Here is a 25,094-nt window from a genome sequence, read left to right as displayed (position 1 = left end):
GTCCCTGGGAGGATGTCCGGGTGTCAGACCCTGGTTCCTTCTCGTTCACCGTTGGTAGCCGCCTCGACGGGCGGCATGGCCGGGCGGGGGTGATCGACACCCCGCACGGTTCGATCGCCACGCCCGCGTTCATCCCGGTGGGCACCAAGGCGACGGTGAAGGCGGTGTTGCCGGAGACGATGCGGGAGATCGGGGCCCAGGCGTTGCTGGCCAACGCCTATCACCTTTACCTGCAGCCGGGGTCCGACATCGTGGACGAGGCGGGTGGGCTCGGCAAGTTCATGAACTGGGCGGGGCCGACCTTCACCGACAGCGGCGGATTCCAGGTGATGTCGCTGGGCGTCGGCTTCAAGAAGGTGCTCGCCATGGAGGCGGTGGACGTGCGCAGCGACGACGTGATCGCGAAGGGCAAGGAGCGGCTGGCCACCGTCGACGACGACGGCGTCACCTTCCGCTCGCACCTGGACGGCTCGAAGCACCGGTTCACCCCCGAGGTGTCCATGGGCATCCAGCATCAGCTCGGCGCCGACATCATGTTCGCCTTCGACGAGCTCACCACCCTGCTCAATACCCGCGGCTACCAAGAGAAGTCACTGCAGCGCACGCACGCGTGGGCGCAACGCTGCCTCGATGAGCACGAGCGGCTGACCTCGGCCCGCGCACACCGTCCCTACCAGGCGCTTTTCGGTGTCATCCAGGGCGCGCAGTACGAAGACCTGCGCCGTCAGGCCTGTCGCGGCCTGGAATCGTTGCGCGGTAGCGAGGGAACGGGTTTCGATGGTTACGGCATCGGCGGCGCGCTGGAAAAGAGCAACCTCGGCACCATCGTCGGCTGGTGTTGCGACGAACTGCCCGAGGACAAGCCCAGGCACATGCTCGGCATCAGCGAGCCGGAGGACATCTTCACGGCGGTGGAGAACGGCGCGGACACCTTCGACTGCGTGAACCCGTCCCGGGTCGCCCGCAATGCCGCCATCTACGTCGCCGAGGGCCGATTCAACATCAACACCAGCCGTTTCCGGCGCGACTTCACCCCGATCGACGACACCTGCGACTGCTACACCTGCGCCAATTACACCCGCGCCTACCTGCATCATCTGTTCAAGGCCAAGGAAATCCTCGCGGCGACCCTGTGCACGATCCACAACGAGCGCTACACCATTCGGCTGGTCGACCGCATCCGCGCGAGCATCGAGGGCGGCTACTTCGACGAGCACAAGGCCGAGACGCTCGGTCGCTGGAAGGGCCGCGTTCCGACCCCGTAGACCGGTGGCCCCGAACTCCACGGCGGCGTGAAGTTCGGTGGCCGCCCATGTCTTTCAGCTGAGTAGTGCGGGTTCTTTGCTCGGTGCGTAGGTCGGCTCGTTCTTCTTGAGCCAGGCGATCACCCGATAGGTGATCGGCAGCACGATGACCTCCGCGAGCGTCTTCCACAGGAAGCCGACGATCACGTAGTTCACGAACTGGCTCCACGAGTCGATGCCGATGGCGGTGGCCGCGATCGAGCAGAAGATCAGCGTGTCGCCGAACTCGCCGACCACGGTGGAGCCGATCAGCCGCGCCCACAGGTGCTTTTCCTTGGTCCGTTCCTTGATCAGCACCAGCGTCGCGGAGTTCAGCATCTCACCGACGAAATAACCGGCCAGGCCGGCCGCGACCAGCTGCGGCGTGGTGCCGATGACGGTGCGGAACGCGTCCTGGTTCTCGTAGAACGTCGCCGCGGGCAACTCGATCGCGATCTTGAAGCACACCACCGTCAACAGCAGGGTGGCGAACCCGAAGTAGATGGCCCGGCGGGCGGACTTGAAGCCGTAGATCTCGCTCAGCACATCGCCGAGGATGTAGGCGAGGGGGAAAAGGAACCAGGCGCCGTCGGTGCTGATCGGTAGCACCTCGAGCGGCCCTATCTTCACCGAGTGATCGGTGAAGAACTGCACGCCCTTGGTCGCACAGATGTTGGAGATGATCAGCGTCGCCGTGAACAACGCCACGATCGGTGTGTAGTACCCCCGCGCCACCTGGGCGAATGCCGCATGGTCCGGCGCGGGGTGTCCAGATTCGGGGACTTCGATTTTATTCGGCTCACTCACCCGCATCATCCAACCAGGTTGTGGAATACCCTGTAGCAATGACGAATCCCGGCGATTCCGACGAATGGTGGAAACAGTACGGCGGCCAGGGCGTATCGCCGGAATCCGGTGCGCAGAGCTCAGTTCCGCAATACCCGAACGCTGAACAGCCATCGGGGTACCCGTCGGCGCCGCAATACCCGCAGCAGCCCGCCCAGCCCATGACACCGCCCCCGCAACAGCAGTACCCGGGCTACCAGCCGCCGCAGCAGGCATATGGCCAGCAACAGCCGCAGCAGGCGTACGGCCAGCCGCAGCAACCGTATGGTCAGCCGAACTATGGCTACCAGCCCGCCTACCAGCCGTACGGGATGCCGCAGCAGCAGGGCACCAACGGCATGGCGATCGGTGCCCTGATCTCCTCCCTGGCCGGATTCGTCACCTGCGGCCTCGGCTCGATCGTCGGCATCATCCTCGGCGTCATCGCGTTGAACCAGGTCAAGCAGAGCGGCCAAGAGGGCAAGGGCATGGCGCTGGCCGGCATCTGGATCGGCGTCGGCGCCATCGTGCTCGCGGTCCTGTGGTTCGTCGTCGTACTCATCGCCGGAACCACCTAGCCGCGACTTCACGAAAACGTCAGGGGCGCACCCGAGAACGGGTGCGCCCCTGCGCGTGTCTTCAGCCGATCAGGGTCAGGACTTGACGACCTGGGTGCCACCGGCGAACTTGTCGTGCCAGCCTTGCTTGTTCGGGTCTTGCGAGATGGTGACCATGATGTAGATCGCGAGAACCAGCGAGACCAGACCACCGACGCACGGAATGATGTTCGCCGCGAGGAACAGGTTGCGCTTGAGCGAGGTGACCGGTTCGATCTTGGCCGCGCCGCCGGGCGCGAGCACCTTCAGCCCGAGGATCTTCTTGCCGAGCGTGGTGCCCTGGGTGGTCTCCATGCCGACGAAGTAGGCGAGTTCTACCACCGTCCAGACCACGGAGAGGCCGATGGTGGCCCCGGTCGAACCGCTGAACAGCACGTAGAGGATGGCGTAGGGGATCGCCAGGATGATCGCGTCGATGACGCGCGCACCGATGCGGGTGCCGAGGTCACCCGGCTGGCCACCGTACTGGTTGAAGCCGCCCGGCTGCTGCGGGTACTGGCCGTACTGATCCGGCTGCCCGTACTGCGGCGCCTGACCGTACTGCGGCTGCTGGCCGTATTGCGGCGGCTGCTGCCCGTACTGCGGCGGCTGCTGCCCGTACTGCGGCGGCTGCTGGCCGCCCTGGGGGAACTGTTGGCCGCCCTGCGGGAACTGCTGACCGCCTTGCGGTTGCTGCTGGCCGCCTTGCGGGTACGGCTGCCCATACGGCTGCCCGCCCTGCGGATATTGGTTGGGGTCGTACCCACCGCTTGTCATAGTTTGTCCTCGTCGAGTGATCAGTAGTTGGACGAATGCGTACGTTACGGACATCGACTGCGTTGCAACAACCCATTCCCGTCGAGTATCCACGGTTCGCGCGGCAGATGTGCCGGGTCGAAGCTGTCGAGCAGTGCCGCCGCCGAGGTCGCCGGGTAGCCGAGCGAGTGGACGAGCGCGGCTACTACCTGGTCGGGCGTGTCGCCGAGCGTGCGTTGATCGGCCAGCGTCACCGCGCCGTCGCGCTTGGCCAGACGTTGTCCATCGGCATTGAGTACCAGCGGAACGTGCGCGTAGTGCGGCACCGGAAGGTCGAGCAGCGTCGCGAGATAGGCCTGGCGTGGGGTGGACGGTAGCAGGTCGTCGCCGCGCACCACCTGGTCGATGCCCTGTGCCGCGTCGTCGACCACGACCGCGAGGTTATAGGCCGGGATGCCGTCGCCGCGCCGGAGCACCACGTCGTCCACCGGTGCCCGGTAGCGCCCGTGCAGGTCGTCGACGATCTCGAATTCGGTTGCCGCGGCCCGCAAGCGCAGCGCGGCCGGACGCCCTTGTTCGCGAAACCTCCTGCGCGCCTGGTCGGTCAGCGTGCGACAGGTGCCGGGATAGGCGCCGAGCGGACCGTGTGGCGCGGTCGCCGCCTGCTGGATTTCCCTTCGCGTGCAGAAGCATTCGTAGGTGCGGCCGGCGGCGGTGAGTCGATCGATGGCGTCCTGGTAATACGGAAGACGCTCGGACTGCCGGACCAACGGTCCATCCCAGTCGAGTCCGATCGCGGCCAGATCGTCCAGCTGCCGTTGCTCGGCGCCCGGCCGCACCCGATCCAGATCCTCGACCCGCATCAGGAAGCGCCGACCGGTCGAGCGGGCGAACGCCCAGGCGAGCAGTGCCGTGCGCAGATTTCCCAGGTGCAGATCTCCGGACGGGCTCGGCGCGTACCGGCCCGCACCCGGCTCAGGCACGGGCCCGGCGCGGGCGGGATGACGTGGACACGGTGCCCATCGTAGATATCAGCCGCGCAGCCGCGGCGTCAGCTCCGTCGGCGAGATCGGTGCCTGCGCGTCCAAAGCGTCGAGCAGTGCCTGGGAGTGTGCGATCAGGCCGGCGCGGTCGATACCGTAGGGCGGCTGCGCGCCCGCTTCCGGCTGGTACTCGGTCAGCCGGGTGATCGCGCGGGTGAGCAGCGTGCGCGCGCCCTTGGGATTACCGCGCTGGATGTGTGTGACACCGACAGCGAGTTGCGCTAGTGCCTGCCACAGCATCCGTTCGGCGAACGGTCCGTTCTTCCACGCCGCCTCTAATACCTCGTGCGCGTTGAATGCCAATCCGTCGTCCAGCAGTTGCTGAGCGAAGGTGAGGGTTTGCTGTGGCGGCAGGTTCAGATCATCGGGAATTCGGGCAACTCCGACACTGCCGAACGGCAGCGGGCGGCCCAATCGGTCACGCGGACGAGAGTTAAGGGCGCGACCTGCGTCGTCGCGATCGCGGTCAACCATGACTTCCATCATGCCCGTAACCGGCCGTGGCGTCGATGAGCCAGTGTCCACATAAGGAAACAATGACGGATCACGGAGCAATTACATCGGCCGGAAAGTTTGCGGCAGTCCGATCAGAGGAATGGTCGATAGCTGCTGGCAATGTTTCCGCAACATTTTATCTTCGCAAACTTGGCAGTTGCGATGATTGAATAAGCAAGAGACGGGCAAACTTTCGATAGGCCTGCTAGTGTTTATCGCGCGGGGGCAACCTCGTGGGGTGTATTCACCCCGACGTACAGTGCGATAACGACGCACCGTTGAGTTGCGCGCTTCCAGCAGGCGCAGGGGATTCGGCGTTGCTTGGCCGGGTGCCGGTGCTAGTTAGAACGATGTCAGAAGAAATCTCGTTCTCGACGCAGCAAAGGAGCTAGTGCCGTGGAGGTTGATTTGACGAATGCTGTGTGGCGCAAGAGCACATACAGCGGTCCCGACGGAAACTGTGTGGAAGTCGCCTTTCTAGTCGACGGCAAAACCGCGGTCCGTGATACCAAGGACAACGGGTATGGCCCGGTGCTGGCGTTTGCCCCGGGTCAGTGGGACGCATTCCTAACTGGAGTGACGCAGGGGGAGTTCGGGCGCGCCTGATAACAACAGGTCGGCTGAACAGGCACTACGGGCCCCGAGTCGGCACGGACTCGGGGCCGCGCAATATTCGGGCATCGGGTTTCCGGCGTCCGAATACTTGCATGTCGGGATAATGCGCGCACGTCAGCTAATGGCTGTCAGCTAACGGCTAGAGCCGTTACCGCCCGCGCCGTTTCCGTCCCGGCTATCGCGTTCCTGATAATTCCGCAGCACCGCGAGCTGCCGCCGCTCTTCGTTGTGGTCGGCCTCGTGATTGCGCTCGGACTCCTCCCACGGATCGGCCCGGAAGAAGCTGCCGGTCCCCGGCTTGCCCGCCAGGCCGAGCTTGCTCATCTTCTTCGGCACCGGCGCGCCCTGATACTCCAGCGGGATCGGATGGCCGTGCTCGTCCACCGGGCCGAGCGGCTGATGGAGCTCGATATACTCGCCGTTCGGCAGCCGCCGGACCACGCCGGTCTCGACGCCGTGCTCGAGCACCGCACGGTCACCGCGCTGCAGGCCGAGGCAGATCCGATACGCCACGAAGTAGGCCAGCGGCGGGAGTAGCAGAATGCCGATGCGCCCGGTCCAGGTAGTCGCGTTCAACGAGACGTTGAACTTGTAGGCGACGATGTCGTTCACGCAGGACAGCGTGAGCACGACGTAGAACGCGATCGACATCGCACCGATCGCGGTGCGCACCGGCACGTCGCGCGGGCGTTGCAGCAGGTTGTGATTCACGGCCGAGTCGCCGGTCAGCCGTTTCTCGATCCACGGGTACATGATCAGCACCGTGAACACCAAGCCCATGATCAGCGCGCCCCACACCGGGGCGGGCACCGTATAGCGGCCCAGATACAGCTCCCACGGCGGGATGAGGCGCATCATGCCGTCGGTCCACATCATGTAGAAGTCCGGCTGTGAACCCGCGGAGATCTGAGAAGGGTTGTACGGACCCATGTTCCAGATCGGGTTGATCTGCAGCAGGCCGCCCATGATGGCGACGATGCCGAGGGTGAACGCGAAGAACGAGCCCTGATCCAGCGAGAACACCGGCACGATGCGCGCGCCGACCACGTTGTTCTCGGTGCGGCCAGGACCGGGGTACTGGGTGTGCTTCTGGTACCAGACCAGCGCCACGTGCGCCGCGATCAACGCGAGCATGATGCCGGGGAACAGCAGCACGTGCGCGATGAACAGGCGTGGAATGATGATGGTGCCCGGATAGTCTCCGCCGAACATCAGCCAGTGCATCCAGGTGCCGACGATCGGAATGCCGAGCGTGATGGACGAGAACGCCGCCCGCAGGCCGGTGCCCGAGAGTAGGTCGTCGGGCAGCGAGTAGCCGAAGTAGCCCTCGAACATCGCCAGGATCAGCAGCAGCGAGCCGATCACCCAGTTCGCCTCGCGCGGTTTGCGGAATGCGCCGGTGAAGAACACCCGGAACAGGTGCACGATGATCGATGCCGCGAAAAGCAATGCGGCCCAGTGATGCACCTGCCGCACGAACAACCCGCCGCGCACCTCGAACGAGATGTTCAGCGCCGTCTCGTAGGCCCGCGACATGGTGACGCCGCGTAACGGCTGGTAGGAGCCGTTGTAGACCACCTCGGTCATGGATGGGTCGAAGTACAAGCTCAGATACACGCCCGAAAGCAGCAGGATGATGAAGCTGTACAGCGCGATCTCGCCGAGCAGAAATGACCAGTGCGTCGGAAAGACCTTGTTGATCGACCGCTTGAGAAAGTTTGCGGCTTGATATCGCTCGTCGGCGGAATTCGCCTGCGCGCTGACCTTGCGACCGAGTTGTGTTGCCATGGTCGACCCCCGCCCCTGGAGAGTGGTGTGCGTTCTACTACAGACGGTAGCAGGAGGCCTTCGGGGAATCGATGGTTTTTGCGCGATCCGATTGTGGAACAAGATCATTCAGCCGCCGCCGGTGCTGTCCGAGAATGACGAGTGGAGGTGCCTGGCATTCGAGCGGAGGGTAGGCCGACCGGTTCGATACTGTCGGGCGGTGAGTGCGATGGCGGCGCCGGACGCGACGATGTACTGGCTGTCGGCCCGTACCCGCAACGATCTGTTCTTGCTGTACTGCTTCGCCGATGCCGGACTCCCGTCCGCCGACCTGCGCGCCTTCGTCGCCGAACGCAGCAGGCGAATCGCCGACCTCCGAGTCCGGGCGCGCGCCGTGCCGGGCGATCTCGACTACCCGTCCTGGGTGCCGTGCGACTTCACCCCCGACCAGTTCATCGAGCATCCGCTGCCGGAGCCGAAGTGGGCGCACCTGCAAGCGGCCCTCGGCGAGGTGCTCGACACCGGCGTCGACGCGGCGGTGCGGCCTTGGCGGTTGCATGTGTTCCGCGGGGTGGTCGACGCGCCTTCGCCCGGACAGAAACCTGCGGAGCCCACGCTCGTCGCTGTTCTTCAGATGTCGCACGCACTCGCCGACGGTCGTCGCGCCGCCGAGATCGCGCGGGCGCTGTTAGCCGAGGCGGGCCCGGCGGAGGAAACCACCTCTGCGGGAGGTACTCCTCGCCCCGATCGCCTGGCCGGCGCCGCGGTGGTGACCCGGGTTCGATCGGTCGGTGCCGAGCTCGGCGGATTCGGGCCGACCGCCAGCCTGGGGGATTCGGTTGCTGGCTTGCTTCGCGTGCCGATCAGGTCGGCGACGTCCGCGCCGATGGCTGCGATGCTGGCGTTGCCGCGAATGCCGATTCGGCTGGCCCGCACGGTCTTCCGTGGCTATCAGGCCTTTCGAGCGCAGCAGGAGCTCGCCGAGCTCACCACGTCGGGGAAGTTGCCGCCGCCCGGGCCGGACTTTCCGCCGAGCCTGGTCAACCAGGCTGCAACGGAAGCGGATTCGGCGCACGCAGTGCGAATGATGGTGTACGACGCGGCGGCATTGCGGGTGCCTGGGCGCACGGTGACCGTTGTCGTGCTCACCGCGGTATCGCTCGCGCTCGCGCGCTACCTCGACGGGCGGGGTGGGGCGGTGCGGCGGCTCGGTGCGCAGGTGCCCATGGCGCTATCCGATACCGCGACGTCCAACGCGCGCAACAACTACCGCAGTCTCAGCGTCGATCTCTGCATCGACGAACCCGATCTGCGCCTTCGTGCCGACAGAATCGCGGCGGCCATGGCCGAGCGGCGAGTGCGCGCGCGGCATCCGCTGTTGTCGGCGCAAGATCGCGTCACCGCCGTCGTGCCCGCCCCGCTGCTCCGGCGCGATATCGCCCGCTACCCGCTGGCCACGGTTCCCGACTCCATCGCAGGTCACACCGTCGTTTCCAGCGTGCACCGCGGCCCGGCGGACCTCACCTTCGGCGGCGGCCGGGTCCGCTTCACCGGCGGCTTCCCGGCGATCGGTTCGGTCATGCGGTTGACCCACGGAGTCCACGGACTCGGCGAAACCGTCACAATCTCACTGCACGCCGATACCGCGACAGTTCCAGATCTCGACGCCTATTCAGCATTGTTGCGTGCCGCATTGGCCGAGGCCGCACAGGCCTTGAAGTGATTGTGCTACAGCGGAATTCGGTAGACAGATTTAGTCAGCAGGTTTGTGCCACACCAGTGAGTACCGCCAGTAAACGCGCCGCCGCACCCGCGACCCGGGAAGGATGACGGCTGCCTGCTGCCGCACCTGACGAGTCGTCAGCGGCGGATCGAGAACGACCGGCATGGCATCGTGACTCGGCTCGATGGCGTGCCAATTTCCGCCGGTGAGTGTGCGGAGACCAGTGAATACGACTCCGAGAATCCGGTGACCAACCGCCGCCAAGATTTCGACCGGCAGTTCGCGGGGCAGGTCCGTGCGTGGCAGCGCAATAACGGCCAGCACCCCGCCCGGCCGTAGCGCGTCAGCCAGAACCGGCAACACCTTGTCGAGCGGCATGTGGTGCACCGCGCTGATCGACACGATCGCGTCGTAATTCGCCGCAAGCAGTGGCCGCTCCAACACGTCCCCCACAATGCAGGTGACGTTGCCGGGTGTCACCTGTTCGGCGGCATCGATCATCACGGGCGACCGATCGATGGCCGCCACCTGCGTGGCATGCCGCGCCAGTTCGACCGCGAACGCACCGGCCCCGCACCCGACATCCAGCACCCGGGCGCACGGCTTCGGTAGTTGCCGCACGAGAAAACGGTGGTAAAAGCTGTTGTGATTCCATTCGGGTCCAGCCATCAATCCCACTCTGCCACAGCATCAGCGCCGATCCGCGGCACTAATCGAGCGCCAGTGTCGCCGTCACCGTGTCGCCACTGACTATCGAAGTGGCCGCCCCGAGCAGCTTGCGTGCCGCCGAATTGTCGACCGTGGTGACCGCGACGACCCGGCGTGCACCGAGCTCAGCGGCAGCTGCCCGCAGTTGCTTGGCAACGGCCCGGCCCACTCCCCGCCCACGCTCCGAGCGGCCGATCCACACGCCGGCCTCGAGCCCCTCCTCGCCGGGCTGCAACCGCGCGGCGCCCACGACGCGGTTACCCACCGCGATCAGATAGGTGTATTCGACCGGCGCCTCCGCCAGCAGCGATCGCCTGCGGTGGAACTCGAGAAACGCCTGCTTACGCTTCGCATTCCAGCCCGGTGCACCCGCTACCGGCGGCATCACCTCCAGCGGATCCGCGTCGGCCACCGCAGCCTCGAGCAGCCTTGCGAGATTGTCCTCGGTCAGCGGCTCGAGACGGACCGGCTCGGTATTCCTGTGCACAACTCCGAGCCTCCTGGAACTGCTGTGCCCAGGTCAACGGAATTCCCCGCCGGACAGACCATTCGAGTAACCCGTCACGATCTCCCCGCCGACCGCTACCGCCTCAGCGGATACTGCGGCGCGTCGGCGACCTCGCCCGGGCGAGTAAAGGCACCTGATCAGGAAGTTATCGTGCCAGGCGACTAGCAGGCCCCGACCGGCTCCAGCGGGCCCGGCTAGCGCGTTCGGGTCCGCCCGCCCGCGTAAAAACGCAGGCTACGATGGCCGGGTGAACGACCGGCGCGGTCGGAGCGGGGCGGACACCATCCGCCTCTTTTCGTCATTCCGGCGGAAGCTGGAATCGGTGACGGATGGGATTGCGGCGGTGACCAATTCGGCTCAGGACCGGCAGCGGGCCGATCGAGCGGAATGGGGTCGGGTGCCTGGACGTCTGAGAGGACGGGATGCTGCGCGCTGGTGAGGTTTTCGCCGGGTATGTGATCGAGCGCCAGCTGGGTCGCGGCGGCATGGGCTCGGTGTACCTCGCGCGGCACCCGCGGCTACCGCGCCGGATCGCGTTGAAGCTGCTCAGTCCTGGCCTGCATGCCAACGACGAAATGTTGGCACGATTCGAGCGCGAGGCCGAACTGGTCGCGCGGCTGGATCATCCGAATATCGTCGCGGTATACGACCGCGGCGTCGACGACGGCATCCGATGGATCTCGATGCAGTACGTCGACGGCATCGACGCCGGAGCACTCGACCCCCACTCGCTGGACCCGGCACGCGCGGTGGAGATCATCACCGAGACCGCGAAGGCACTCGATTACGCGCACGCCGTCGGCGTCCTGCATCGCGACGTGAAACCGGCCAACATTCTGCTGTCCCGCCCGACGGCCGGTCAGGACGAGCGAGTCCTGTTGACCGACTTCGGCATAGCCCGGCTCCGCGACGACGCGCACCAGCTCACCCGAACCGGAATGTTCGCCGCGACCTTGGCCTACGCCGCCCCCGAACAACTATCCGCCAGCACCGTCGACCACCGCACCGACCAATATGCCTTGGCCTGCACCCTCTTCTGGCTCCTGTCCGGCACCGCCCCCTTCGCCGCCGACAATCCGGCCGCCATGATCGCCGCGCATCTCCAGCAACCGCCGCCCCCGCTCACCAGCCGCCGCCCGAACCTGCCGCCCGCCATCGACGCCGTACTGACAAAGGCACTGGCCAAACGCCCTGAAGGCCGCTTCGACTCCTGCGCGGAGTTCGCCACGGCGGCACGCCAAGCGCTCTCCGTCGCCGCGCGCGGCCCAGGAGCCAAGTCGGATCGCCAATCCTCGAGCACCTCGACAACATCCGGGCACGCACCGCCCACAGTCCCGCAGCCGTGGGTATCCCCGCCTCGGAGCCCGTCCGCACACGGCTCGGCGTCGAACGAGCGCACGTTGCGGGAGGAGCCGAGTCAGCGTACGGAATCGGCCGAGTCGAGCGAAGGGCGGCAGGAAGCGCTGATAGCAGCGCGTCCGGCTGGGCGAACCGCACGTAATGCCGGTGTGGCGGGGGTGGTGCTGGTCGTGGTGGCTGCGATCGTGTCGGGGATCGTCTGGGCGAATTCGTGGTCCTCGTCGAATACCGCATCATCCGGGCCGGGCGCATCGCGGCCAATTGATTGGGCGGGGGCAGTGGCGCCGGGGACCGCTGGTGCGTCGCGCGCCTTCGAGCCGGTGACGCAACTTGATGTCCAGGGCAAAGAGGTTGGCAAACCCAGCGCCGCGCTCACTCCGGCTGGTGATGGTAAGGCGACGTGCGCACCCGTAACCATTGCCACGACAGCGGGTGCCGCGCATACCGCCGGCGGTGGGGTGAAGTTGGCTATCGATCAGTTCACGAAGGCCAATCTGGGATGTTCTGTCGCACTGCGGGAATTCGACGTCCAGAGCGACGTGCAGGCGGCGAGTGTGGCCGCGCAGATCGTGCACGACCCGTCGATCGTCGCGCTGGTCGGTCCGGTGTTCTCGACGGAAATCGCTTCTACGGGAAAGGTTTTCAGTGATGCCGGGCTCCCGTTCCTGTCCCCGTCGGCCACCGACCCCGCACTGTCCACCAACGGTTGGCACTCATTCTTCCGTGGGTTGGCCGCCGACGACGTCCAAGGCACCGCCCTGGCGAAATATCTGATCGACACGGCCCACTTCCGCAAGATCTGCGTCATCCAGGACAAAACCGGTTACGGCAGCAGCCTGGCCGGGAGCGCCGTCTCCAGCCTCGGCTCCGCCGCCGATCCGAAGTGCGCGGCCGGGATCGGCAAGGGCGACCGCGACTTCACCACGGTGACAACCGATATCGCCGCAGTCAAACCGGATGCCGTTTTCTACTCCGGCTACTACGAAGAGGCCGCCGCACTGCTGCAACAGCTGCGCCGCGCGGGTATCACCGCGCCGTTCGTCTCCGCGGAAAGCACGGTCACGCCGGATTTCACCACCCAGGCAGGCAATTCGGCGGCGGGCGCGCTCGTGTCCTGCTCGTGCGGCCCCGTCGTGACCCAGTTCGCCAGCGACTACCGGGCTTTCAACGGCCAGGCTCCCGGCCCGAGCGCCGTCGAAGCCTACGACCTCACCACGATCGTCCTGAAAGGCATCACCTCCGGCCGCGCGACCCGCGCCGACCTCGTTGACTACCTGCGCGCCTACGAGGGCACCGGCCTCGCCCGCACCTATCGCTGGTCCACCACCGGCGAACTCGCGACGCCCCAAACCTGGCTTTACAAGGTCAATTAACCCGCCCGATCAGGTCCACACCCGTCCGCATCAGTCGGTACGGGCCAACTGAACGGCAGCGGTCTATCCCCTGGTAACGCCACCTATTTGCGCGCTATCAACCACCTGAAACCTGTTGCCGCATCGAGAGAGACTTTGCCGCAATGCTGCTACCGTGGGTGAGCCGTCGGGTTCTGGGCGGCTGCCGGGACTAGGGGGATCAGTCGGTGTCGCACCCGTCGAAAACACGTGTCCTGCAGGGATTATGAGGTAGACACGGTGAATCTGCGATTGCCACGGAGCGTCCCGGTCCTCGACGTGCACTCGTTAGCAATGGTCACCTATGGTCGGTTGACACCTGATACACCGCCGACCTTTCCCGAGGCACGTGACCGAGCCACGTGCCCGCGCACCGACCGCTTGGAGTCACGTCTTTGACCACGTCACCGTTCACCGAGACTGCCGCGCCCGGAGTCTGCCCGGTCCAGCACGGATCACCCATCGACACCGATGGCCCCCGCGTCCAGCTGCACACCCCGGAGTTCGCCGCCGATCCGCATCGCGCCTACGCCGAGATGCGCCGTCAGTACGGCTCGCTGGTGCCGATCGAGCTGGCCCCGGACGTGCCGGCCACCCTGGTGGTCGGCTATCAGGCGGCGTTGCGAATCCTCAACGACCCCGAGCATTTTCCGGCCGATCCGCGGACCTGGCAGCAGCACATCCCCGACGACTCACCCATCAAGCCGATGATGGAGTGGTACCCGAACGCGCTGCGCAACAGCGGTGCCGCGCATGCGCGCTACCGGCAGGCCTACACCGCCGCCATCGACGGAATCGACCTGCACGCCTTGCATTCCACCGTCGAGCGGATCGCGATTCCGCTGATCAACACCTTCTGCGAGACCGGCTCGGCGGACCTGGTGACCCAGTACGCGTTCCCACTAGTCTTCGAGGTACTCAACCAAATGGTGGGCTGCTCAGCGGAACTGGGCCAGCGGGTCGCGACCGGCATGGCCGCGCTCTTCGACACCGTCAACGCCGCCCAGGGCATGCAGATGCTCAGCGAGGCACTGTTGGAGCTGATCGGGTTGCGGCGCGCGGAGCCGGGCGACGACGTCACCTCGCGACTGGCGCATCACCCGGCCGAACTCGACGACACCGAAATGCTGTGCCAGCTGATCAGTTTCTACGGCGCGGGCATCGAACCGCAGCAGAACCTGATCATCAACACCCTGATGCTGATGGTCACCGACGATCGTTTCGGCGGCGACGTGCTCGGCGGCAGCATGTCGACCCGCGACGCGCTCGACGAGGTGCTGTTCAACGACCCGCCGATGGCGAACTTTTGCACCTCCTACCCGAGGCAGCCGATTCTCATCGACAACAACTGGTTGCCCGCGCACCAGCCGGTCCTGATCAGCCTCGCGGGCTGCAACAACGACCCCGAGATCCGTGGCGGGGACCGCACCGGCAACCGCTCGCACCTGGCGTGGGCGGCCGGACCGCACGCCTGCCCGGCCAAGTCGGTCGCCTACCTGATCGTGCAGGACGCCATCGATCAGCTGCTCGACGCACTCCCCGAAATGGAACTCGCCGTACCGGTGCACGAATTGGCTTGGCGGCCGGGTCCTTTCCATCGCGCGGTCGCCGCGTTGCCGGTCGTCTTCCCCAAGTCCCCTCCGTTGAACATGATGTAAGGAGCGTCCGATGGAGCATGAGCCGATAGTTCTGGACACGACCGGTGCCGACATTCAAGGCGAGTCGGCGCGGATCCGTGCGCGCGGACCCGTCGCGGTGGTGGAATTACCGGGCGGCGTGCCCGCGTGGTCGGCCACCGACGCGGCGGTGCTCAAGAGCCTGCTCGCCGATCCGCGCGTATCCAAAGATCCTCGGCAGCACTGGTCTTCGTTCATCAACGGCGAGATCACCGAGGCGTGGCCGCTGCTGCCCTGGGTCGCGGTGGACAACATGTTCACCGCCTACGGTGCGGACCATCGGCGCCTCCGGAAACTGGTCTCGCCCGCGTTCACCCACCGGCGCAGCACGGCGCTGCGGCCGCGGATCGAGGCGATCACCGAGAACCTGCTGAACGCGCTCGCGGCCACCCTGCCCGGCGAATCCGTCGACCTCCGTGCGGGATACGCGTATCCGGTGCCGATTCAGGTGATCACCGAAATGATGGGCGTGCCGGAACATCTCGGTGGCGGCCTGCACAAGTGCGTCGACGGATTCTTCGACACGTCGTTCACGCCCGAGCAGGCGCAAGCCAATTACCTCGAAATGTACCGGCTCGTCAGCGAACTCGTCGCCTACCGCCGCGAGACGCCCGGCGACGACGTCACCAGCGTCTTGATCACCACCCGCGCCGAGGACGGTGAGCGACTGGTCGAGAAGGAACTCGTCGACACCCTGATGCTCGTCATCAACGCGGGTCACGAGACCACGGTCAACCTGCTCGATCAGGCGATCTTCGCGTTGTTGACCCATCCGGCGCAGCGGGCCGACGTGGTCGAGGGCCGGGTGCCCTGGTCGGACGTGGTGGAGGAAACGCTGCGCTACGAGGCGCCGGTCGCGCACCTGCCGTTGCGCTACGCCGTCGACGACATCGACGTCGGCGACATCCGAATCCCCAAGGGCGAGGCCATCCTTGCCTCCTACGCGGGTGCCGGACGCGACCCGAACCTGCACGGCGCGACCGCCGATCAGTTCGACATCCACCGCACCAACAAGGACCATCTGTCCTTCGGCCACGGCGCCCACCACTGCATCGGCGCCCCCTTGGCGCGACTCGAAGCCGCGATCGCCCTCCCCGCCCTCTTCGAGCGCTTCCCGAAGCTCAGGTTGGCGGTGGATCCGGCGGAGTTGCAGCCCGTGGGCAGCTTCGTCTCCAACGGTCACCGCCAGCTCCCGGTGTACCTGGAGTAGTTCTACCCGCGTCGGGTGTCGTCGCGGCACCCGACGCGTCGTCACCCGACGCGGAGAGCGGCAACGGGCGACCAGCGACGCGGTCCCCGGCCGACGTCCGATTCTATAGTGCGGCAGGGTTTCTCGCGGCTAGAATGGGCTTGACGAGCGACGATGCATTCGGGCCGATCGGCCGCTCGTCACCGCTACCCGCGTGGTCGGCAGCTAGCTCGGCGCCCGGTCCGGAGGACTCGAAGTCTGAGGGGGCTGGATGCTGCGTGCTGGTGAGGTTTTCGCCGGATATGTGATCAAGCGTCAGCTGGGCCGCGGCGGTATGGGATCGGTATACCTGGCGCAACATCCGCGCCTGCCACGCCTGACCGCGTTGAAGGTGCTCGACCCGGATCTGTATTCCGACAACGAAGTTCGGGCACGGTTCGAGCGTGAGGCGGAACTGGTCGCACGGTTGGACCATCCGAATATCGTGGCGGTGTATGACCGCGGCGTCGAAGAGGGCCTGCTGTGGATATCGATGCAGTACGTCGATGGGACCGACGCCGCCGCCGTCAAACCCCGGCCGCTGCCGCCGGAGCGGGCGGTGGAGATCATCGCCGAGACGGCCAAGGCGCTCGACTACGCGCACGCCGCCGGCGTGCTGCACCGCGATGTGAAGCCCGCCAACATTCTGCTGGCGAGCGCGGCTGCGGGCCAGGACGAGCGGGTGCTGTTGACGGACTTCGGTATTGCGCGATTGCGTGACGAGTCACGGCAGCTGACCGAGAACGGCACGCTGACCGCGACGCTGGCCTACGCGTCGCCGGAGCAATTGTCGTTCAGTCCCATCGATCACCGATCGGATCAATACTCGCTGGCGTGCAGTCTGTTCTGGCTGCTCGTCGGCAGATCACCGTTCGCCGCGAGCAGTCCGGCCACGATGATCGCGGGCCACCTGCAGCAACCACCGCCGCGGATACACAGCCTGCGGCCGAGCGTGCCGCCCGGCGTGGACGTGGTACTGGCGAAGGCGCTGGCCAAGCGCCCCGATGAACGATTCGAGTCCTGTACCGAATTCGCCGCGGCGGCCCGGCTGGGGTTGGCGGCGCCAGTCCAGGCCGCCGCGCAACAGCCCGAGCCGGCACCGACCCCGTCGGCACGACGGTCGACGAATCGGGCGTTGCGCTACACCGTGATCGGCGCGCTGGCACTGGTGGTCGTGATCGCGCTGGTGGTAGGGACGCTCTGGAAGAGGTCCGGCCATATCGAGTCGAAGTCCGGCGCTACCGGACCTCTCGCGGTGCAGCCGATCGATTGGTCCGGTGCCGTCGCGCCGGGAACGAGTGGCGGGCACGTACTCTTCCAGGCGCTGACGCAGATCGACGCCGACGGCAAGGAGGTCGCCAGACCCGGCGTCGCGGTCAGTCCGACAGGCGACGGCAAGGCCGAGTGCGCGCCGGTGACCATCGCGACGACCGCGATTCTCACCGGAAAAAACGCCGGGACCGGCCGCAGTCTGCCCAGCGCGGTGCGGCTGGCCGTCGACCAGTTCACCAAGGCGAATCCCGGCTGCCGGGTCACCGTGCAGGAGTTCGACACCGGTGGGGCACCACAGCCGGCCGATATCGCTCGGCAGATCGTGGACGACCCGTCGATCGTCGCGCTGATCGGTCCATCGTCCGCCGAAATCGAGTCCAGTGGCGGCATTTTCGATGCCGCGGGCCTGCCATTCCTGTTCCCGGGGATGTCTCCGTCGGGCCCCGCGACCCGAACCTGGCATAGCTTCTTCCGCGGCCTGCCCACCACCGAGGTGTATCGCCGTGCGGTGGCCGAATATCTGCTCGACACAGCGCATTTCGGAAAGATTTGCGTCGTTCGTGACGACTCGGGATTCGGCAAGGGGATGGCGCACGACCTTGTCGCGATCCTCGGCTCCGTGGCCGACCCGGGTTGCCGCGCCGACGTCAAGCAGGGCGATCGTGACTTCACCGCGGCGGTGCGTAAGGTCGCCGACGCCAAGCCGGACGCGGTGCTCTACTCCGGTTTCAGCGCCGAAGCGGCGGTATTCGCCCAGCAGTTGAAACAGGACGGCGTCACCGCGGCTTTCGTCGGTACCGAAGGAGCGCTGGGCGTGGATTTCGTTGCCCAGTCGGCAGGTTCGGCCACCGGCGCGCTGCTGCCGTGTTCGTGCGGTCCGGTCGTCGGAAGGTTCTATCTCGACTTCCGAGCCGTGGACAGCGATGGTCCGGGCTGGAACGCCGTGGAAGCCTATGACTTGACCACGATCGTCCTGAACGGCATCGCCTCGGGTCGCGGCACCCGCGCGGACCTGCTGGACTACCTGCATCGATACGAAGGCACCGGTCTGGCGCGCACGTACCGGTGGTCGGCCACCGGCGAACTGGCGAACCCGGGGATCTGGATATACAAGATCAACTAGCCTGCGTTGTCGTCGATCGCCGCACCGAGTACGCGCCGTGCCTCAGGACAGGCACCAACGGTTTACGACGCGCACGGTCACGCGGATCCGGGCGGGACCTGTCTGGTCTGTTCGGCCGACTCGGCCACCGTGGCGGCCTTCGCGGGCGATATCCCGGTGACCGAAGTCGTCAACGGCGAGTGCGGAGCTGGGTCCTGCTCGACCGGACCCGCGACACCAGACGCCGGAGCGGGCGGGGGCTGGGGTGCGGGGGACCGAGGGAAACGCGAAGGCGCGGCAGAAGTGTCGGCCGGGGACCACAGTGAGTGCGTGGGCGACCGGGCGGCATCACTCGCGCTCGGGTCCGGTACCCCGGGGCCGACAGCACGGGGGAAGCGCGAGGTGAACCGCTCGACCGGGACGGCAGCACCGAACACCGGTGCGCCCGGGGCGGCGGCGGGCTGTGTCGAATCCGAAGATACGGCTTGCGCGTTCGCCTCAGAGGTCTCGAATACCGGCACCGGCGGCGCCGCGGCTGTCTCGAACCATTGTGGCTGGCTGGGCTTTTCGGTGTGCGCGGCCACCTGCTGAGGTTCCGATGGTCGGCGGGTGCCGCCGGACTCTCGTCCACCACCGAGCATTGCGTGCAGCCGTTCGGCAAGCGGCGGAGCGTATTTGCGGGCCGGAGACAACAGCGCCGTCGCGGCGATCGGGTGATTGACCACGGTGTGGATGATCGGCTCGGCGCCCGCCGCCGGCTGCGTGATCAGCTTTTCGAAGATCCGCAGTCGCCGCAGGTCTTGGTTGACGGAGATGAGCGTGTCGGCGAGGGCTTCGATCGTGACATGGTCGGCCAACGCCTCCAGCAGCGCGGGGAACTGCGGGTGGTCCAGCCATTGCATGGCGTGGAAGAGCAGCGTGCCGCTTTCGGGGTTGTTCTTCAGGATCGCCCCCGTGAGCTGGCTCCCCGAGGTCATATTGAGCATCGTGTCGGCGAGATTCTGCACGGGCCAATACCGTTCTGGCACACCGAGTATGCCCGCGCGGGTGTCCCAATCGAAGAGCGCGCGCGCCAGCAGCGTCGCGGTCTCGTTGAACCGGGCGGAGGTCATTCGCCCGAGGATCGAGCCGAAGTCGGGCACCGCCTCCAGCAGGTGCCCCGCCGCCAAACCCTCGGCGGAGACGACCTCCTCCTCGGTCAGCACCGTGGCAAGGCGGGCAGGCGCCGCGGCGGCCAAGAAGCCGGAGAGGTCGGTGAACTGGTCACTCGGGCCGTGCGTGTTCGGAATCCGGCTGGTGTGGCTGAGCAGCAGCAGAATGGTCGCGCGCAGCTCGGCCGACAGCGCATTGTCGAAGCCGCGCAGCAGGGCTTTGCCATCTATCGTCCGCGCGGCGCGCAAGAGCTGAACCACACACAGGATCATCTGATCGCGGTGTGACTTGGCCATCGACGACAGCAGCATGTTGGCCAGTTGCGGTCCATCCGAACTGATTTCGATGATCTCGCTCAGGATGCCGCGCTGCGTGCCGAGTGGGTCGCGGATCTTCGCGACGACTTCGCGACTTGCCTGCCCGACATCCCCTCGCCGGAGCACCGCGGCGATCCGGCGGCCGAACAGCAGCTCCGGATCGGTCATCAGGATGCTGGTGGTCGGTGCGGGCGGCGGAGATATCTCGCGCCATGGGACCGCGGCGATTCGCCCGGCAACCTCCTCGTCGAGGTCGGTGATCGCCTCGAACAATTCCGCGCCGAGCCCACTCTCTCCCCGTTCACAGACCGCGTACAGCAAGGAGGCGACCGCACCCGGAAGGCGGCGGCCTACTTCGACCAGCGCTGCGGGCAGCATCGGGTCGCCGAGGCGGAAGACCTCATCCAGCTGTTCGGCGGCGCTGGCCTCCTTCCCCTCGCACAGCAGGGTGAGCAGCCATGCCGTCTTGTCCGCCAGGGTGACGCCGCCGTTGGCCCCGGCCAATTGTCCAGGCGGATCGGAGGCCGGGGGAACTAATGGAACTCGTTGCGGGGGTTTGCATCCCGGAATGTCCGCCTGCGCTCGTTCGCGCAGCGGGACAAAGATGTCGAGCAGATCCTCGACCGGACGATCGAGTTTGTCCGCCGCGGCGGCGATGATCGCGTCGAAGAATTGTCGCGAGGGTCCGCCGGGGGTTTCACCCATCTGGCGAGCCCGCTGCTTGTCGGTCAGGTCCAACCCGTCGGTCAGGTCGACAACTCGTTTGTGGGTCAGTCCCGCCTCGGTCAGCAGCTTGTTGAGCTCGGCGTTCAGTTCTCGCGTTGTCGCGGGCAGATCAGCGGGGAATTGCTCCGGATCGGTCCGCAAGGGCCGCCCGACGCGCTGGTGCTCCCCCATGCAGTCCTCCAGGCAGTGGAGTTGTCCCTCATCAGTCTCGTGCCGGGCAATTGTAGAGCGCTGCGCGGGACAATGTTCTCCGACTCGATGTCTCGAATACGCTCGAGTCAACTGGAATTCAGGGAGTAGACAGGAAAATTGTCCCCGCTCTTGAATGGCGGCATGGCTGCTGAAGTGGCAGCCGCACTGGGTGTGACCCGCATCGGAACTTGGAGGCGACGGTGCGGGCCCACCTCGGTCAGGCCGACTCAAGAGAGGGCCCACCCCATGGTCTCGCAGGACACCAGTGATCCGAAAGCCGGTCAGGCCGAAGGATCACCCGCCGTTTCCAGGTCGGTTCGCACCCATGAGGGCGGGCACGCGGTTCGACACCGTCCGGAGCCGGATCGGCAGCCCAGCCGTGATCGAAAGAATTTCTTTGTCAGCGTGGCGGGATCGGCGCTCGGGCGGTTGCTCGCCGATGCCGTGCACGCCGTGGTGGAGCGGATAGTTGATCTGATCCTGTAGTTGCACCAGGTTCGAAGGTCGGCACGGCGTCCGCTGCCGGCCTCGCCCCGGTGCCGTGTCGCAACTCGGGCTCGGGTGATCCGCGCGGTGCGTCGCCGTCATAGAGCGACGCTAGGATCCCCGGGGTGTCCGTACCGAAAGCCGAATTGCATCTGCACATCGAGGGAACGCTGGAACCCGAGCTTGCCTTCGCGCTGGCCGAGCGCAACGGCGCCGAGCTGCCGTTCGCCTCGGTAGACGAGTTGCATCACGCCTACCGGTTCGAGGATCTGCAGTCGTTCCTCGACCTGTACTACCGGCTGACGGATGTGCTCCGGGTCGAGCAGGACTTCACCGACCTGGCCGAGGCGTATCTGGTCCGGGCCAGCGCGGCAGGCGTCCGGCACGCCGAGATCTTCTTCGACCCGCAGGCGCACACCGCGCGCGGAGTGCCCTTCGCGACCGTCATCGACGGCCTGTGGGCGGCGCTGCGCGACAGCGAACAGCGATACGGCATCTCGACCACACTCATCCTCTGCTTCTTGCGCGACCTGTCGGCCGAAGCCGCCCTCGACACCCTGCGGGAGGCCGAGCCGTATCTGGATCGGATTGTCGCGGTCGGGCTCGACTCGGCCGAGGTCGGCCATCCGCCCGCGAAGTTCGCCGCCGTCTATCAGCGGGCCCGCGAGCTGGGGCTGCGGGCGGTGGCGCACGCCGGCGAGGAGGGGCCCGCGGCGTATGTGGCCGAGGCGCTGGATGTGCTCCGCGTCGAGCGCATCGACCACGGCATCCGGGTGCTCGATGACCCGGCGCTGGTTGAGCGCCTCGTACGGGAGCGGATCCCGCTGACCGTCTGCCCGTTCTCCAACGTGCGGCTGCGCGTGATCGACAAGCTCACCGACCACCCGCTGCGGCAGATGCTCGAACTCGGCCTGGTCGCCACCGTGAACTCCGACGACCCCGCGTATTTCGGTGGCTACGTGCAGGACAACTTCGACGGCATCCGGGACGCCTTGAACCTGACCGTCGACCACCTGCGCACCCTGGCCCGCAACTCCTTCGAGGCTTCGTTCATCGACGAGCAGACCCGCGCCCGCTACCTCGACGAGGTCGACGCTTACCGGTTCTGAGCTGTCCAGGGCCTGATGATCGGTGCCACAACGGCATTCGGCGTCGTGGCGTCGATGGCCACCGCCTCGCATGAGATTCGGGTACCGTCGGCTACGTAGTGTCTAGGGTTCCGTCGCCGCCCTTCCGGGGTCGGCGAGTCTGGTCCGAGCGACACCACCGGTGGCCGCCGAGCGCCGCCGGACATCTCAAGGGACAAAAGCCTGGAGGACCCCGAGTTTCCGCGTGCGCGGGAATGGGAAAGGGTCCCCGTGAGCCTCGTCCTCGCGATGCTGTTGATTGCCGCGATCGCGCATGCCAGTTGGAATCTCGCCGCCAAGCGAGTGGGAAATGGTGGCGCGCTGACCGTTTGGGTTTGCCAGACCGTGTCGGCGGCCGTCGTCGCACCGATCGCGGTGGCTGTCGCGATCGGCACCGAGTGCTATCCGCGCTGGTCCTGGCTGCCGGTAGCGGTGACAGGAGCGATCCTGCAGGGGTGTATTTCGTTGTGCTGCAACGAGGTTACGCGGCCGGAGATATGTCGGTCGTCTATCCGGTGGCTCGCGGCAGCGGTCCGCTGCTAACGGTGTGCGCCGCTGTGGTCCTGCTAGGTGAGCGACCGGGAGCGCTCGTGCTGCTCGGGGTCGCGGCCGTTGCCGGCGGTGTCGTCGTGATCGCGTTCAGTACCGCTGAGGAGCGCCGATCCACCAGGGTGAGTGTGGGATACGGTTTCGCCACCGGAATAACCGTCGCGGCTTTCACCCTGTGGGACGCCTACGTCATGAGCACGAGACTGCTACCCGCCCTGCTCTATTTCGGCGCCCGCACACTGACTTTCAGCGTGTTGCTCTTGCCTTACGTGATCCCCCGCCGCACACAGGTCGCGCAACTGTGGTGCGCGCATCGCCGCCAGCTGTGTACCGTCGGAGCGGTTGCCCCGATCACCTCGGTGCTGGTGCTCTACGCGATGACGCTGGCACCGCTGAGCGTGGTCGCTCCGATCCGCGAACTCTCCATAGTGATCGGCGGCGTTCTCGCGTGGCGCAGGCTCGGTGAGGCAGACCCGATCCGGCGCCTCACCGGCACCTGCATCGTCCTCGCGGGCATAGTGACGATCGCCCTGGCGGGGTGAGCAAGTCGCCGACACGGTTTCGACTGCGTCGGTCCCGACGCGCTGCTCGATCCCGAGGCCCCCTTCGGAGCAGACGCCCGGCCAACATGGACGGGCAACCCGGTATCGCGCCGCTCGCGTTATCTGCGCGCCAGGCAGATCGTCACGCCGTTGGTGACGCCTGGATCGAAGGTGATCCAGGCGGGCGACGTCGCCGGACAGTTGCCGTCATTGGACTCGTGCCGGTCGATCACCTCGTGGGTGGCCGCGGGGTCCGCGCAGTCGACGCGCCGCGACCGGTCGGCGGGGCCGCTGCCGCCGGAGACGACGCAGTCGCCGACCTTCGAGTAGATGACGGCGTTGTCGTCGGCCGGGCCCAGACAGATCGCCAGTACCAAGTCCGCCTTGTCGTTGTGGGTCATCGAAAAGGCGCTCGCGCCGAGCACATCCGGGCACTGTGGCTTAGTCGGCCGTTGATGCAGCGCGCGAACGGTCAGCACCCGAAGGCCGGCCTCAGGGGAATCGCACCGCACCATCTTGCGTAGCTCCTTGCCGGTGCAGTCGCCGACCTGTGCCGAGTCGATGTTCTGCGGATCGTTGATGAACACGCACAGCACGATGGCACGCCCGCCGAGCGACGCCTGCGCGAATGCCTGCCTGGCTCGCGGTTGATCACGGCAGGCCTGGTCGGTGACCGGGAGCTGTCGATGCAACTCCGTGCTGAGCACCCGGGTCGACTTGTTGGCCGCGCACGGAATGCGATTCACGGTTTCGCCCGCGCCGGTGACCTCGACGCAGTCGTCGGCCCGCAACGCCCCCGGATCGGTGGTGTTGAACCGGGTCGGGGTCAGGCACAGCACGACCTCGGGGTTCGCGCCGGGTACATCGCCGACGGCCTTGGTGACGTCCGAATACTTCATGCACGCCGACTCCAACGGCCACACCACGGCCTCGCGGGCCGCGATGCGGTACATCGCTTTGCCGTCGGCACAGCCGTATTCGATCGGCGCCGCCGTGTCGAGCGAGACACAGTCACCGACGGCCAGCGCTATCGGTTCCGCGCGGAGCAGAAAATAGCCGCCGACCGACAGCGACCCGGCCAGCACGAGCACCGCGGCCAACGCCAGCCACCACCATTTGCGCCGCCCGCTCGATGGCACCGTGACTTCAGGCATCGAACCCGAAGGCGTTGCAGGCGGCCATGGTTCACCCGCCCACTGCGCACTGGTGTCCGGCACGCCGTCGGGAATCCCATCTCGATTGTCGCCGGGTCCACCGCCCGCAGCCGGATCGACATGGTTGTACCACTGGTCTTGCACGATCTTCCCCCACCGGCTGAACCCTCAGCCCTCGAGCACCCGCACCAACGCGGAACCCAAGATCATACCGCGCGGAGATTCCACCGCAACCAATCGAAAGTTGTTCAGGCGTAACGAATTCCCGCGGCTTGGCCAACCGGACTGATCATGTTGCCACTGCACTTGATAGCGCTGGTGCCCGAGCGGTGGATGTGCCTGGGGTGATGGCACGGAGGCTCGTAGGAATCCCGCACTTCCGAGATAGTCTCTTCGTCTGAAAGGGGGTGTCTTGTGCAGGTCGAAACGGCCAGCTTGCGCGGTCACTTCAGCAGGGCAGCAGAAACTCTTTCCTTCTGACTTATCACATGATCAAGGTGAA

General features: G+C 66.4%; 20 protein-coding genes. 11 read left to right on the top strand and 9 right to left on the bottom strand.

All coding sequences use genetic code 11. The features are described 5' to 3' along the window. Positions 1 to 20: 20 nt before the first annotated feature. A complete protein-coding gene (tgt, locus tag ACIBCN_RS13300) occupies positions 21 to 1,265 on the top strand; it encodes a tRNA guanosine(34) transglycosylase Tgt (RefSeq protein WP_396991738.1) in 1,245 nt (414 codons plus the stop codon). A gap of 54 nt (positions 1,266 to 1,319) precedes the next feature. On the opposite strand, the gene ACIBCN_RS13295 is transcribed toward tgt, so the two are convergent. Beyond that, positions 1,320 to 2,099 (bottom strand): queuosine precursor transporter, encoded by a 780-nt coding sequence (locus ACIBCN_RS13295; protein ID WP_396991737.1) that lies wholly within the window; start codon positions 2,097 to 2,099, stop codon positions 1,320 to 1,322. A 29-nt stretch (positions 2,100 to 2,128) separates the two neighbouring features. On the opposite strand from ACIBCN_RS13295, the gene ACIBCN_RS13290 reads away from it, so the two are divergent. Continuing rightward, on the top strand, positions 2,129 to 2,686 hold the full coding sequence (locus tag ACIBCN_RS13290) for a DUF4190 domain-containing protein (protein WP_396991736.1): 558 nt from the start codon (positions 2,129 to 2,131) through the stop codon (positions 2,684 to 2,686). A gap of 75 nt (positions 2,687 to 2,761) precedes the next feature. Here ACIBCN_RS13290 and ACIBCN_RS13285 read toward each other — a convergent pair whose 3' ends face one another. From ACIBCN_RS13285 to ACIBCN_RS13275, 3 genes are read right to left on the bottom strand one after another with little or no spacing between them, the layout of a single operon-like run. Further along, on the bottom strand, positions 2,762 to 3,481 hold the full coding sequence (locus tag ACIBCN_RS13285) for an RDD family protein (protein ID WP_396991735.1): 720 nt from the start codon (positions 3,479 to 3,481) through the stop codon (positions 2,762 to 2,764). A 44-nt stretch (positions 3,482 to 3,525) separates the two neighbouring features. Then, complete coding sequence (gene gluQRS, locus ACIBCN_RS13280) at positions 3,526 to 4,443, bottom strand: tRNA glutamyl-Q(34) synthetase GluQRS (protein WP_396991734.1); 918 nt, start codon at positions 4,441 to 4,443, stop codon at positions 3,526 to 3,528. 48 nt (positions 4,444 to 4,491) lie between these two features. After that, the gene (locus ACIBCN_RS13275) at positions 4,492 to 4,977 is read right to left on the bottom strand and encodes a DUF309 domain-containing protein (RefSeq protein ID WP_396991733.1); all 486 of its coding nucleotides are present in this window, start codon (positions 4,975 to 4,977) and stop codon (positions 4,492 to 4,494) included. Between the two features lie 417 nt (positions 4,978 to 5,394). On the opposite strand from ACIBCN_RS13275, the gene ACIBCN_RS13270 reads away from it, so the two are divergent. Then, positions 5,395 to 5,604 (top strand): DUF397 domain-containing protein, encoded by a 210-nt coding sequence (locus ACIBCN_RS13270; RefSeq protein ID WP_396991732.1) that lies wholly within the window; start codon positions 5,395 to 5,397, stop codon positions 5,602 to 5,604. Between the two features lie 141 nt (positions 5,605 to 5,745). Here the strand turns inward: ACIBCN_RS13270 and ACIBCN_RS13265 are convergent, their stop codons facing one another. Next, positions 5,746 to 7,401 (bottom strand): cytochrome bc complex cytochrome b subunit, encoded by a 1,656-nt coding sequence (locus tag ACIBCN_RS13265; protein ID WP_396991731.1) that lies wholly within the window; start codon positions 7,399 to 7,401, stop codon positions 5,746 to 5,748. A gap of 208 nt (positions 7,402 to 7,609) precedes the next feature. Here ACIBCN_RS13265 and ACIBCN_RS13260 point away from each other — a divergent pair, with 208 nt between their 5' ends. Further along, positions 7,610 to 9,103, top strand: a complete 1,494-nt coding sequence (locus ACIBCN_RS13260) for a hypothetical protein (RefSeq protein ID WP_396991904.1) — start codon at positions 7,610 to 7,612, stop codon at positions 9,101 to 9,103. A 30-nt stretch (positions 9,104 to 9,133) separates the two neighbouring features. Here the strand turns inward: ACIBCN_RS13260 and ACIBCN_RS13255 are convergent, their stop codons facing one another. Next, positions 9,134 to 9,772, bottom strand: coding sequence for a class I SAM-dependent methyltransferase (locus ACIBCN_RS13255; RefSeq protein WP_396991730.1), 639 nt, complete (start codon positions 9,770 to 9,772; stop codon positions 9,134 to 9,136). 40 nt (positions 9,773 to 9,812) lie between these two features. Continuing rightward, the gene (locus tag ACIBCN_RS13250; protein WP_396991729.1) at positions 9,813 to 10,298 is read right to left on the bottom strand and encodes a GNAT family N-acetyltransferase; all 486 of its coding nucleotides are present in this window, start codon (positions 10,296 to 10,298) and stop codon (positions 9,813 to 9,815) included. 443 nt (positions 10,299 to 10,741) lie between these two features. Between ACIBCN_RS13250 and ACIBCN_RS13245 the strand changes: the two genes are divergently transcribed. The 4 genes from ACIBCN_RS13245 (at position 10,742) to ACIBCN_RS13230 (ending at position 18,368) form a co-directional block, all read left to right on the top strand. Further along, positions 10,742 to 13,051 carry a bifunctional serine/threonine-protein kinase/ABC transporter substrate-binding protein gene (locus tag ACIBCN_RS13245; RefSeq protein WP_396991728.1) on the top strand — a complete coding sequence of 770 codons (2,310 nt, stop codon included), beginning with the start codon at positions 10,742 to 10,744 and terminating at the stop codon, positions 13,049 to 13,051. Between the two features lie 413 nt (positions 13,052 to 13,464). Next, positions 13,465 to 14,727 (top strand): cytochrome P450, encoded by a 1,263-nt coding sequence (locus tag ACIBCN_RS13240; protein ID WP_396991727.1) that lies wholly within the window; start codon positions 13,465 to 13,467, stop codon positions 14,725 to 14,727. A 10-nt stretch (positions 14,728 to 14,737) separates the two neighbouring features. Next, positions 14,738 to 15,955: a cytochrome P450 gene (locus tag ACIBCN_RS13235; protein ID WP_396991726.1), complete on the top strand. Its 1,218-nt coding sequence runs from the start codon at positions 14,738 to 14,740 to the stop codon at positions 15,953 to 15,955. Between the two features lie 250 nt (positions 15,956 to 16,205). Next, complete coding sequence (locus tag ACIBCN_RS13230; RefSeq protein WP_396991725.1) at positions 16,206 to 18,368, top strand: bifunctional serine/threonine-protein kinase/ABC transporter substrate-binding protein; 2,163 nt, start codon at positions 16,206 to 16,208, stop codon at positions 18,366 to 18,368. Positions 18,369 to 18,445: 77 nt separating this feature from the next. Here ACIBCN_RS13230 and ACIBCN_RS13225 read toward each other — a convergent pair whose 3' ends face one another. Then, positions 18,446 to 20,713 carry a hypothetical protein gene (locus ACIBCN_RS13225; protein ID WP_396991724.1) on the bottom strand — a complete coding sequence of 756 codons (2,268 nt, stop codon included), beginning with the start codon at positions 20,711 to 20,713 and terminating at the stop codon, positions 18,446 to 18,448. Between the two features lie 267 nt (positions 20,714 to 20,980). Here ACIBCN_RS13225 and ACIBCN_RS13220 point away from each other — a divergent pair, with 267 nt between their 5' ends. The 3 genes from ACIBCN_RS13220 (at position 20,981) to ACIBCN_RS13210 (ending at position 23,438) form a co-directional block, all read left to right on the top strand. After that, complete coding sequence (locus ACIBCN_RS13220; protein WP_396991723.1) at positions 20,981 to 21,220, top strand: hypothetical protein; 240 nt, start codon at positions 20,981 to 20,983, stop codon at positions 21,218 to 21,220. 125 nt (positions 21,221 to 21,345) lie between these two features. Beyond that, positions 21,346 to 22,329 (top strand): adenosine deaminase, encoded by a 984-nt coding sequence (locus ACIBCN_RS13215; protein ID WP_396991722.1) that lies wholly within the window; start codon positions 21,346 to 21,348, stop codon positions 22,327 to 22,329. A 473-nt stretch (positions 22,330 to 22,802) separates the two neighbouring features. After that, entirely contained in the window at positions 22,803 to 23,438 is a 636-nt protein-coding gene (locus tag ACIBCN_RS13210) for an EamA family transporter (protein ID WP_396991721.1), read from the top strand. 119 nt (positions 23,439 to 23,557) lie between these two features. Here ACIBCN_RS13210 and ACIBCN_RS13205 read toward each other — a convergent pair whose 3' ends face one another. Then, positions 23,558 to 24,736 carry a hypothetical protein gene (locus tag ACIBCN_RS13205; RefSeq protein ID WP_396991720.1) on the bottom strand — a complete coding sequence of 393 codons (1,179 nt, stop codon included), beginning with the start codon at positions 24,734 to 24,736 and terminating at the stop codon, positions 23,558 to 23,560. Between the last annotated feature and the right edge of the window lie 358 nt (positions 24,737 to 25,094).

The sequence above is a fragment of the Nocardia sp. NPDC051052 genome (assembly GCF_044456045.1).
Taxonomy (GTDB): domain Bacteria; phylum Actinomycetota; class Actinomycetes; order Mycobacteriales; family Mycobacteriaceae; genus Nocardia.
Note: the sequence above shows the minus strand (reverse complement) of the source record. Positions and strands in the feature narration are given on the sequence as shown.

What these genes read in the sequence shown, in the direction of transcription:
- ACIBCN_RS13295 (WP_396991737.1), bottom strand. Translation starts at nt 2,099, where the DNA reads ATGATGCGGGTGAGTGAGCCGAATAAAATCGAAGTCCCCGAATCTGGA.
- ACIBCN_RS13290 (WP_396991736.1), top strand. Translation starts at nt 2,129, where the DNA reads ATGACGAATCCCGGCGATTCCGACGAATGGTGGAAACAGTACGGCGGC.
- ACIBCN_RS13285 (WP_396991735.1), bottom strand. Translation starts at nt 3,481, where the DNA reads ATGACAAGCGGTGGGTACGACCCCAACCAATATCCGCAGGGCGGGCAG.
- ACIBCN_RS13275 (WP_396991733.1), bottom strand. Translation starts at nt 4,977, where the DNA reads ATGGTTGACCGCGATCGCGACGACGCAGGTCGCGCCCTTAACTCTCGT.
- ACIBCN_RS13265 (WP_396991731.1), bottom strand. Translation starts at nt 7,401, where the DNA reads ATGGCAACACAACTCGGTCGCAAGGTCAGCGCGCAGGCGAATTCCGCC.
- ACIBCN_RS13260 (WP_396991904.1), top strand. Translation starts at nt 7,610, where the DNA reads ATGGCGGCGCCGGACGCGACGATGTACTGGCTGTCGGCCCGTACCCGC.
- ACIBCN_RS13255 (WP_396991730.1), bottom strand. Translation starts at nt 9,772, where the DNA reads ATGGCTGGACCCGAATGGAATCACAACAGCTTTTACCACCGTTTTCTC.
- ACIBCN_RS13245 (WP_396991728.1), top strand. Translation starts at nt 10,742, where the DNA reads ATGCTGCGCGCTGGTGAGGTTTTCGCCGGGTATGTGATCGAGCGCCAG.
- ACIBCN_RS13235 (WP_396991726.1), top strand. Translation starts at nt 14,738, where the DNA reads ATGGAGCATGAGCCGATAGTTCTGGACACGACCGGTGCCGACATTCAA.
- ACIBCN_RS13230 (WP_396991725.1), top strand. Translation starts at nt 16,206, where the DNA reads ATGCTGCGTGCTGGTGAGGTTTTCGCCGGATATGTGATCAAGCGTCAG.
- ACIBCN_RS13225 (WP_396991724.1), bottom strand. Translation starts at nt 20,713, where the DNA reads ATGGGGGAGCACCAGCGCGTCGGGCGGCCCTTGCGGACCGATCCGGAG.
- ACIBCN_RS13220 (WP_396991723.1), top strand. Translation starts at nt 20,981, where the DNA reads ATGGTCTCGCAGGACACCAGTGATCCGAAAGCCGGTCAGGCCGAAGGA.